The sequence below is a fragment of the Streptomyces sp. NPDC007983 genome (assembly GCF_042958345.1).
Lineage (GTDB): Bacteria > Actinomycetota > Actinomycetes > Streptomycetales > Streptomycetaceae > Streptomyces.
In genome coordinates this window covers 44606-55118 of the sequence record NZ_JBIBJI010000035.1, presented here as the reverse complement: position 1 = coordinate 55118, position 10513 = coordinate 44606, and the positions used below count along the sequence as shown (strand labels likewise).

Genomic DNA, 10513 nt, shown 5'->3' with positions numbered 1-10513 from the left:
ACCTGCGGAATGCGGTCGAAGGGGATGGAGAGGATCACGGCGTCGACGTCCACTACGGCTTCCGCCGCGGTCACCGCGCGTCCGCCCGAGGCCAGCACGTCCGCCTCGATCGTCTCCGGGCCGCGCGAATTGGCCGCCTTCACCTCGTGCCCGGCCGCGCTCAACCGCCTGGTCAACGTCTTGCCGATGTTCCCGGTGCCGAGAATGCCGATCTTCATGGTGAAACTCCTTGTCCGGAACGGAACCCCAGTTTCGGTGACCGAGGTTCCGGGGCTTGGTACCTGCGGCGCGACCGGGACTGCGGCCGACCGCGGACGCGGTGGTGCGGGTGAGTAATGGCGGCCTTGCCGAAGTGAGCGCCGTTCTTCGTGTTCGTCGTGTGTGTTCGCGTGCGGGGTTCCAGAACTCGGCCCGGCGCGATGACCAGCGGTAATGAGTGGAGTAGCACTCGCTGGGAAGGACTCGGATTGTGCCGCTTCGTCTGCTCTATTTGATCTTCACCCGGCTGCTCGGCTGGTGCGTGCTCCTCTGCCGTTCCTCCACATCCAAGGACATCGAGCTGCTCGTTCTGCGGCACGAGGTAGTGGTGCTGCGCCGCACGAACCCCAAGCCGCGCTTTACCTGGGCCGACCGCGCGTACCTCGCCGCGCTGATCCGACAGCTGCCGCGGCGACTGCGACGGCACCGTCTGGTCACACCCGACACGATTATGCGGTGGCACCGCCGACTGGTGACGAAGAAGTGGACGTACCCGAACCGAACCGGCCGCCCGCCGATCGACCAGGCGATCGCCAGGCTCATCGAACAACTCGCCCGGGAGAACACCTCGTGGGGATACCAGCGCATCCAGGGCGAGCTGCTCAAGCTCGGCCACCGCGTGGGCGCCTCCACCATCCGCAGAGTCCTCAAACGCCGGAAGATACCCCCGGCACCTGAACGGCAGTCCGACACAACGTGGCGGCACTTCCTCCGCACCCAGGCCCAGGCCACACTCGCCGTCGACTTCTTCCACGTGGACTGCGCCGTCACCCTGCGGCGGCTGTATGTGCTCTTTGCGATGGAAGTCGGCACCCGGTACGTGCACGTCCTCGGAGTGACCGGCCATCCGGACGGCCCCTGGACCACGCAACAGGCCCGCGGTCTCCTGATGGACCTTGGCCACCGCGCATCCGAGTTCGACTTCCTCATACGCGACCGGGCCAGCCAGTTCAGCAGGTCGTTCGACATGGTCCTCGCCAGCGAGGGCATCAAAGTCGTAAAGATCCCTCCGCGGTGCCCCCAAGCGAATGCGTACGCGGAGAGATTCGTACGCACCGTCCGTTCAGAGGTCACCGACCGGATCCTCATCTTCGGCCGACGCCACCTACGCACCGTGCTGAACGAGTACATCCAGCACTACAACGGACGACGACCCCACCGCGGACAACAACTCCACGCGCCACGGCCCGACCACCCCGTCGCCGATCCTTCTCACGAGCGGATCAAGCGCCGACAGCGTCTCGGCGGCCTCATCAACGAATACGGGCGAGCGGCGTAGAAACGCAGGTCATCACAGGTGGCCGTGTTGTGGAACCCCGCAGGGGATCCCTTGCTGGTCCAGGAAGGTCCGGAAGGCAGTCGGTGGTCGTGGTATGGGCCTTTCCTCAGTCGGCGGCAGGCCACTGAGGCTTGGTGAACCGTGCCACGATCAGCGGGGCGGTGGTAGAGGGGGAAGTCGGGTAGGGGCCGTGCCAGCCCTTGCTGACCTGGCCCGGGGGCAGGTGACCTGTCGGCGGTCGAAGTCGATGTGGAAGTCGTCCCGGTCGAAGCCTTCGTTCCTGCGGTGATGGCGGGTGTGGTTGCCCGGCAGCGGCACCTGGTGTTCGCGCTCGGCTCGTTCCAGGTGCACCAGGGAGGTGTAGCCGCCGTCGACCGGGTGCTCGGCGGGCCGCAGCCCGCGACGCGCCAGGCGGGTGTGGATGCCGGGCAAGGTTTGAGGGTCGTTGGTGGCGGCCGAGGTGGTGGCAACATCCGTAATCACGTCGACGCCGCCGGAGGCGCACGTCTCGGTAATATGCGCGGCGAATCCCTTCCAGCAGATGATGTGCCCATGGCGGACGTAGCGCGCTGTGGTGTCGTAGGGGGAGACGATCGCCGAGGAGGAGGGTGGCAGGCCGCCGTCGTCGGTGGTGCGCCAGCGCAGGCGGCCCGTAGCGTCGCGGTAGTAGTTCTGCACGACGATCTGCCGCAGGGCCTCCGCCTGCGAGCCGGGCAGGTCGCGTACCGCGGCCAGGACGTGGGTGGAGTCGGTGCGCTTGCTCGCCCGCGCGATCTGCGCGGTCAGAGACGGGACTTGCTCACCCGAACGGGAACGGAGGGACAACGGACACCCCAACAACTGCATTGGCCTGCGGAACAGCCCCGAGCATGCCCGTTGACCACGCTGACGCACCGGGAAACTCCGAGATCCCCGACAGAGCCAAGCTGAGCTTGCTGTCCGATGACATCATTCACATCCCTTCTGAGCTTCGATGACGTCCGGACTGTTGGACGTACGCTCTTTTGACCTTGCAAACGGCTGTTACAGGGCATATCTGTCACGCGGTCGTCAGTGCGCCGCGGACCACGGCGGCGGTCCCGCCGACGAGCGCCACGATGATGATCAGTCGTCGTCCGGTTGCGGGGGGGATCCGGCTGTCAAGCCACTCGCCTGCGGTTGCGCCTGCCACGAGTGCGCTGAGGCTGCATGTCCAGCCGAGCCATGAGATGGGTGGGATGCCTTTCGAGGCCAGCGAGACGATGTTGACCAGGAGCAGGTAGGCCTGGGCGCTGGGAATCAGCACCCGTCGGCTCCACCGCTCGGACAACGCGTAGGCCGAGACCATCGGGCCGCCGACCCCGGCGGTGACGTTCATGAATCCCGACAAGGCGCCGGCCACGAGCGCGCCCGGGATGCCCCGCAGCAGTCGGCGCTCGCCGATGAGGGCAACCAGGCCGACCGCGACGATCGCCATCGATCCGACCAGGATGAGCAGCGGCCCGGTCGGCGCCACCCGCACGATGAAGGCACCGACGGGAATGACCGCCAATGCCGGTAGCGCGAGGGCTGACACAGCGCGCCAGTCGGTGTCGCGCCATGTCCGGGCCAGGACGACCGAGCACAGCAGCAGCGATAGCGCGTTGGCCATGCTCACCCCGACCACCGGACCTGCGGCGGCGACCAGGAGCGGGCCGCCGACCAGGCCGAATCCGAGACCCGTAGCCCTCTGGGTGAGGGCGCCGACCAGTACGGGTACGGCGAGCAGGAACGATGTCGTGATGCTCACAGGCTCAGCGCTGCGTACTGGACGTCCGTGAATTCCTCGAGCCCAATGGCTGCGCCTTCCCGGCCGAGCCCGGATTGCTTCGTCCCGCCCATGGGGGCGAAGGCGACACTGGGCAGCGCCTCGTTGACTCCCAGGATGCCGACGCTCAGCCGTTCGCCGGTGCGCCAGGCCCGGCCGAGATCGCCGGACCAGACGTAGCCCGCGAGCCCCATCTCGGTCGCGTTGGCGAGGTCGACCGCCTCGTCGGTCGTCTCGAACCGGAAGATGCCAGCGGCGGGTCCGAACACCTCCTCGGTAGCCAGAGCACAGCTCGGTGGCACGTCGGTGAGCACACAGGGTGCGAGGTAGCTGCCAGTCTCCGGTAGAGACTTGGTGTTGCCGTGCAGTTGCGCGCCGGCCGCTACGGCGTCCTCGATCAGGTCGCGGACGGCTTTGACCCGGTGGTCGTCGATGACCGGCCCCAGGTCGGGGCACGGGTCGGCGAGCCCGTCGCCCACGGTCATGGTCGCTATTTTCGCGGCGAGCTTCTCGACGAACTCGTCATGGACCGCCGTATGGACCAGGAGCCGGTTCGCGGCGATGCAGGACTGGCCTGTGTTGCGGAATCGGGCCAGCATCGCTCCGTCGACGGCGGCGTCGACATCGGCGTCGTCGAGGACGAGGTAGGGGGCGTTGCCACCGAGCTCCAGCAGTGGCCGCACGATCCGGCGCGCTGCCAGGCCCATGACCGTGCGCCCCACCTGCGTGGAGCCGGTGAAGGAGACGATCCGGACCGCCGGGTGGGCGAGCAGCGCCTCGGTGGCTTCCGCCGCTGGACCGTGCACCAGGTTGACGACGCCGGCGGGAAGTCCGGCGTCCGTCAGGCAGCGGATCATCTCGGTGGCCGCGAGGGGTGCCTTTTCCGACACGCGGGCGACGACCGTGCACCCCGCGGCGAGCGCCGGGGCGAGCTTGCGGGCCTGGATCGAGCAGGGGAAGTTCCACGGTGTGAGGCTCGCGACGACTCCGGCCGGCTTGCGCCGCACGAGGTGGCGCCGGATCGCGGCCTCCTCCTGCAGGACCGGTCCCTGAGGCCGCCGGGCCTGTTCGGCGAACCACCGGAAGTACTCAACTGAGGCCGCGATCTCCGCACGAGCCTCTGGAAATCGTTTGCCGGCCTCCTGGGCGAGGAGCACCGCGATGGCCTCGGCGCGCTCCTCCATGAGATCGGCGGCTGTGGTGAGGAGATGTGCTCGGCTCCGGACACCGGTGGTGGCCCAGCCGGGGAAGGCGGCCGCGGCCGCGTCGGCCGCCCGAACGGCATCGGCGGCGGCGCCCTGCGGGCTGGTCCAGTCGATGCGGCCGACGACGCTGCCGTCGGCCGGGTTGTGGATGTCGAGCTCGAGATCGCGGGATTCCCATCGGCCGTTGATCAGGACGGTGGGCTGTGTCGGCATGGTGTTGTCTCCTGGTGTCGGGTAGAAACTGTCTGTCGTCCAGCGGGGTGGGTAACGGTTCACACCGCGTCCGGTGAGGACTCGGGCACGCGTTCTCCGTCCGCCGGGCGGTGGGAGGGTGCGGTGTAGCCGTCGGTCGCTGGGGCCGCTTCGGCATGCTCCTCGACATCCTTGCCGACCGGGTCCCAGCGGATGGCGAACAGGGCCATGATCGCCACCAGTGGCGCGAGCACGATGGCCCCGATCGTGAACCGCATGCCTTGTGCGGCAAGGAGCACGGGGAACGCGAAGGCGCCGATGATGCCGCCGACCCGGGTGATTGCCTGGGTGTAGCCGCCACCGATGCCCCGGATGGCGGTCGGGTAGGACAGTGTCCCCATCGCGGTCCCGACATAGCCTGCGCCGAAGTTGTGCGCCGCAGCGAAGGCCGCGATGAGGATCGCAGCAGCGGGCGCGGCGAGGAGAGTGAACGCGCCGCTGATGATCATCAGACAGGCTGCGGTGGTAGAGAAGCCGATGAGGCCCAGGCGGCGCAGGCCGAGGCGTTGGGTGGCGGCGACACAGCCGAGCGCACCGATGGCGCCCACCAGATTGACCACCCCGGACACCACCAGTACCAGCACGATGTTGTCCGGGAACAGTTCGTTGAGAATCTTTGGGGTGTACAGCGAGATCGCGTAGTACTGAGTGGCCTGGCAGACGACGAGAATGCTGACCAACAGGGTGCGTGCCGTGTATGGCGCCCGGAACAGGGCGAGCAGGCTTCCCGCGCGCGATGGCCGCTGAGCCGGTCGTCCAGGGCCGCCGACCGCCTTGACGGTGACATTGAGGCCGTAGTTTTTCCGGAGGATGGCGGCGGCCGAGTCGAGTCCTTCGTACTTCGCCGCCCACATCGGACTTTCACCGCTGTAGATGAACCGCAGGATCAGCACGATCAGCGCGGGGATGGCGCCGAGGCCGATGGCCCACCGCCACAGGTGGTCACCGATGCCCATGAAGTGGAATGGGATGATCGCGAAAAAGGCCACCGCCGCCGCGCCGGTGGACATCACCTGGGCCATCGTGACGTTGCGGCCCTTGTTGGAGATGGCGCTGTACTCGGCGACAAAGGCGAGCGCTACCGGGACGTCGAGACCGACCCCGACGCCCATCAGGAACCGCCACAGGAAAAACAGCTCCGGGTTCGGCGCCGTCGCGCAGAGGACCGTGGCGCCGACCAGCAGGAACAACGTGATCAGCAGCATCTTCGTGCGGCCGATCCGGTCGGTGAGATAGCCGCCGAGCAGGCCACCGACCATGGCGCCGAACAGGATGGCGGTGGCGATGAAGGGCAGTGAGTGAAGGTGCACCCCGGAGTTCGTGAGCTGAAACTCCGAGGTGATCTGCACGGTCCCGAGACCGAAGCTGCTCAGGTCCCACCCGTCGACGAAGATGCTGCCGAGAGCGACGATCTTGACCAGGGCGGGATGCCGTGGCCGGATCTGCCCGGAGTCGATCAGGTGGAGCACATCGTCCGGCTTCCGTAGCACGACGGCGGCGCTGCCTGTCATGACTTTCTTCCTTCCCACTATTGGTAAGACCTCTTGCCGGAAGTTAAGGTGACGCCGGAGAGCCCGTCAAGGGTTCGGGTCGTGCGAGAGGAAGAGGTGTCAGCGTTGACAGAGCAGTACATGCTCCGTGAGATCGAGGAGGTGGCGGCACACCGCGAGTCCGACGGCGGCGGTCTGACCGCGCGGGTGCGGGCGGTGCTGTGCCGCCTCGGCGACACCGGGTTCGGCTACCTCACCGGTGAGTCGCTGCAGGAGCAGGGCATCGAGACGACCATGCCGAACCTCCCCGATCTCCCGATGCCTCCGCTGCGGACGGCCGATGTCACGGTCGAGGTGCGATGGGCCGGACCGGAGGCGGTCCGCGTGTCGATCACACCGGCGAACGCCCGGCGATCCGCCCCCGAGGGGACCGAACACGGCATCCTGGTCACGCCGCGCTACGCCGAGGTCAGCACGACCGTGGAGCAGAACGAACACCAGATCGTCGCAACCGGCGGCCGGCTGCGCGTCACGCTGGGCAGGCGCCCGTTCTCCTTGACGGTCGAGGACACGGCAACCGACGCCACCTTGCTGACCACAGCGGGCCGACTACGCCAAGTGGCCGGGCTGCCCATCGCCCCGGCCGTCACCGTGGGGGAGACGGCCGCGCTCAACCTGGAACTCGGACCCGACGAGGACATCCTCGGATTCGGCGAACAATTCGGCCGACTGGTGAAGAACGGGCAGCGGCTGCGCCTGCGCGTGGAGGACGCCCTCGGCACGGGAACCGGCCTGGCCTACAAACCCGCACCGGTCTGGTACTCCACGGCCGGATACCTCGCCCTGGTCAACACCGGTGCCACGGTGACCGCCGATGTGGGGCACTCCCGCAACGGCGTGCTCGGCATCGAGGCGGAGTGCGGCGAGCTCGACCTCTACCTCGTCGCCGGCCCCGAGCCCAAGACGGCGCTCAGCACCTACACCCTGCTGACCGGACGCGGTCCCATCCCGCCGGTGTGGGCCTTCGGGTACTGGCTCGGGCGCTGCCGTTACCACTCCGCGGCCGAGATGGAGGAGGTCGGCCGCACCCTGCGCCGGCACGACGTGCCCTGCGACGTCCTTCACCTGGACCCCGACTGGCTCATCGTGGACCGGCTCAACTGCGACTTCATCTGGAACACCGACCGCTTCGGCGATCGCAAGGAGTTCGTCGCCGCACTGGAACGGCTGGGCATCCGGCTGTCGGTGTGGGAACTGCCCTATCTCGACCCGGCCTCGCCCCGCTACGCCGAGGCGGCCGAGCGCGGGTACCTCGTCACCAACGCTGCGGGCGACATCGCCACGCTCACCGGCACACCGGTCCCCGACGGGCGCCCGCGGGCACTGGTGGACTTCACCTCACCCGAGGCCCGGCAGTGGTGGCAGGACATGCACGGCCCCTTCCTCGACGACGGGGTCGCGGTATTCAAGACCGACTTCGGGGAGGGCATGCCGGACGACGCGCGGCTCACCGACGGCACCCCGCCCGAGCACGCTCACAACCTGTACCCACTGCGCTACAACGGCACCGTGAGCGACGCCGTCGCCGAGCACACCGGCCGGGCGCCGCTGGTGTGGGGCCGCTCCGGCTGGGCGGGATCCCACCGCTATCCCGCCCAATGGGGCGGCGACGCCGAGTCCACAGTGTCCGGGATGCGCGCGACCTTGCGCGGCGGCCTGTCCCACGCGATGAGCATGCCGGGGCTGTGGGGCCACGACATCGGTGGCTTCTTCGGCCCCGAATTGACGCCGGAGCTGTACGTGCGCTGGACCCAGTTCGGCGCGCTGTCCCCGCTGATGCGGGCGCACGGGCTGCGCCCGCGCGAGCCGTGGGCGTTCGGCGAACGCACCCTCGAGATCGCCCGGGACTGGATCCGGCTGCGCTACTCGCTTCTGCCCTACCTGTGGCAGACCGCACACGCCTCGGCCCGCCAGGGGTGGCCGATGATGCGTCCGCTCGCCATGGAATTCCCGGACGACGAGCTCGCCGCCGCTCGTGACGACGCCTTTCTGCTCGGGTCCGACCTGCTCGTCATGCCGGTTTTCAACGACACCGGCGAGCCGGTGCGGCGTCGGTTCTACGTGCCCGAGGGCGGCTGGACCGACCTGCTCAGCAACGCCCGGTACCAAGGACCAGGGATGCAGGAGGAGACCGTTCCGCTCGATCGCATCCCGGTACTCGTCCGCGACGGCGCGTTGCTGCCACGGTTGGAGCTGAGCGAGCACCTGCGCCACACCGACGAGCTCCTCGACAGCCCGTGGATGCTGCACGCCTACGGCGATACCCCGCACTCGGCGACACTCCTCGACTTTCGGTCGCATCCCTTCTCGGTGACCGTGGACGGCGACGAGGCCAGCACCGACAACCCCGCCGCGAAGATCGGCCTCGTCCGGCACGCCCCCCGTAAGGAGGACAGGCGATGACATCTCAGAACGCCAGCGGCGAGGCACTGCCCGCACGGCGCAGCGCGTCCTGGTTCGGCGCCGAGGGCAAGATGGGCTTCGTTCATCGGTCCAAGCTCTTCAACTCCGGCCGGTCGCCGGCCATGTTCGACGGGCGCCCGGTGATCGGCATCTGCAACAGCTGGTCCGAGCTCACCCCGTGCAACGGTCACCTTCGCGATCTGGCAGAGGCCGTCAAGCGGGGGGTGCTGCTCGCCGGCGGGTTCCCGCTGGAGTTCCCCACGATCTCGCTCGGCGAGACGCTGATGCGCCCCTCCGCGATGCTCTACCGCAACCTGATGGCCATGGACGTCGAGGAGAGCCTCCGCGCCCACCCGCTCGACGGTGTTGTCCTGCTGGCCGGGTGCGACAAGACCGTCCCGGCCCAGCTGATGGGCGCCCTCAGCGTCGACCTCCCGACGATCATGCTGACCGGCGGCCCGATGCTCAACGGCAAGTTCCGTGGCTGCGACGCGGGATCGGGCACACACGTCTGGCGCTTCAGCGAGGAAGTGCGGGCGGGCCGGATGAGCAAGGAGGAGTTCAGCCGTGCCGAAGCCTGCCTCTCCCGCAGCAGCGGGCACTGCACGACGATGGGGACGGCCTCGACCATGGCCTGCCTGGTGGAGGTGATGGGGCTGTCGCTGCCCGGCAGTGCCGCCGTACCGGCGGTCGACGCCGACCGGTATGCCCTCGCCGAGCGGTCCGGAAACCGGATCGTGTCCATGGTGGAGGAGGAGCTGCGGCCCTCGGCGGTTCTCGATCGCCGGTCCTTCGAGAACGCGGCTCGGCTGAACGCCGCGATCGGCGGGTCGACCAACGCCGTGGTGCATCTGAGCGCTCTTGCCGGTCGGGCGGAGGTCGACTTCCCGCTCGAGGAGTTCGACAGGCAAGCGCGGAACATCCCGCTGCTGGTCAACCTGCTGCCCTCGGGCACGTTCCTGATGGAGGAGTTCTGCTACGCCGGGGGAGTACCGGCCGTGGTCGCGGAACTGGGCGACCGGCTGCATGGCGAGGTCCCCACCATCACAGGTCGCACCCTGGCGGAGAACTGCAAGGACGCACAGAACTGGAACCGCGATGTGATCGCCGACTGTGCGGACCCGGTTCAGCCACCGGGGCACGCCACAGCCGTGCTGCGCGGCAACCTCGCCCCCGACGGCGCGGTGATCAAGCTGTCAGCAGCCTCGCCCGACCTGCTCGACCACACCGGGACCGCGCTCGTGTTCGACACCGTCGAGGAGTACTACGCTTGCTGCGACGACCCTGACCTGCACGTCGACGCCGGCACCATCCTCGTCGTGCGCGGCGCCGGACCGCGCGGATACCCGGGCATGCCGGAGATCGGCAACCTGCCGATCCCCAAGAAGCTGCTCGATATCGGGGTTCGGGACATGGTCCGGATCACCGACGGCCGGATGAGCGGCACGTCCTACGGAACCATCGTGCTGCACGTGGCGCCCGAGTCCGCCGCAGGCGGCCCCTTGGCCCTCCTGCGAACCGGCGACCGCGTGCACCTCGACGTGCCGCGCCGAAAACTCGACATGCTCGTCGACGAGGAAGAACTGCACAGGCGCGCCACAGAGCAGACCTCGCCGTCCGGCGAGCTGCACCGGAACGAGGACGCGGCGGGCGCTGGCTGGACATGGCTCTACCGCCGACACGTCGGACAGGCCGACACCGGTGCGGACTTCGACTTTCTGCGCGGCAGGCGGGGCCATGCGATCCCCCGGCGGCACCTGTGACGACATCGGAACCGGAC

At 68.5% G+C, this 10513-nt stretch carries 8 protein-coding genes; 3 read left to right on the top strand and 5 right to left on the bottom strand.

Annotation, left to right across the window (positions count from 1 at the left end):
• Positions 1 to 218: NAD(P)-binding domain-containing protein (locus ACFZCY_RS43530; RefSeq protein WP_391187029.1), on the bottom strand; the 218-nt coding region annotated here is incomplete at its 3' end.
• 251 nt (positions 219 to 469) lie between these two features.
• Between ACFZCY_RS43530 and ACFZCY_RS43525 the strand changes: the two genes are divergently transcribed.
• Positions 470 to 1537, top strand: coding sequence for an integrase core domain-containing protein (locus tag ACFZCY_RS43525; RefSeq protein ID WP_391187027.1), 1068 nt, complete (start codon positions 470 to 472; stop codon positions 1535 to 1537).
• Positions 1538 to 1687: 150 nt separating this feature from the next.
• On the opposite strand, the gene ACFZCY_RS43520 is transcribed toward ACFZCY_RS43525, so the two are convergent.
• From ACFZCY_RS43520 to ACFZCY_RS43505, 4 genes are all read right to left on the bottom strand, one after another.
• Entirely contained in the window at positions 1688 to 2362 is a 675-nt protein-coding gene (locus ACFZCY_RS43520) for a hypothetical protein (protein ID WP_391187025.1), read from the bottom strand.
• A gap of 214 nt (positions 2363 to 2576) precedes the next feature.
• Positions 2577 to 3305, bottom strand: a complete 729-nt coding sequence (locus tag ACFZCY_RS43515) for a TSUP family transporter (RefSeq protein WP_391187023.1) — start codon at positions 3303 to 3305, stop codon at positions 2577 to 2579.
• Positions 3302 to 4741 carry an aldehyde dehydrogenase family protein gene (locus ACFZCY_RS43510; RefSeq protein ID WP_391187021.1) on the bottom strand — a complete coding sequence of 480 codons (1440 nt, stop codon included), beginning with the start codon at positions 4739 to 4741 and terminating at the stop codon, positions 3302 to 3304. Before ACFZCY_RS43510 ends, ACFZCY_RS43515 begins: the two co-directional genes overlap by 4 nt.
• 59 nt (positions 4742 to 4800) lie before the next feature.
• Complete coding sequence (locus ACFZCY_RS43505) at positions 4801 to 6291, bottom strand: MFS transporter (protein ID WP_391187019.1); 1491 nt, start codon at positions 6289 to 6291, stop codon at positions 4801 to 4803.
• 105 nt (positions 6292 to 6396) lie between these two features.
• Between ACFZCY_RS43505 and ACFZCY_RS43500 the strand changes: the two genes are divergently transcribed.
• Complete coding sequence (locus ACFZCY_RS43500; protein ID WP_391187017.1) at positions 6397 to 8733, top strand: TIM-barrel domain-containing protein; 2337 nt, start codon at positions 6397 to 6399, stop codon at positions 8731 to 8733.
• Positions 8730 to 10496 carry a dihydroxy-acid dehydratase gene (locus ACFZCY_RS43495; protein ID WP_391187015.1) on the top strand — a complete coding sequence of 589 codons (1767 nt, stop codon included), beginning with the start codon at positions 8730 to 8732 and terminating at the stop codon, positions 10494 to 10496. The genes ACFZCY_RS43500 and ACFZCY_RS43495 overlap by 4 nt, the downstream gene beginning before the upstream one ends.
• Positions 10497 to 10513 lie beyond the last annotated feature (17 nt).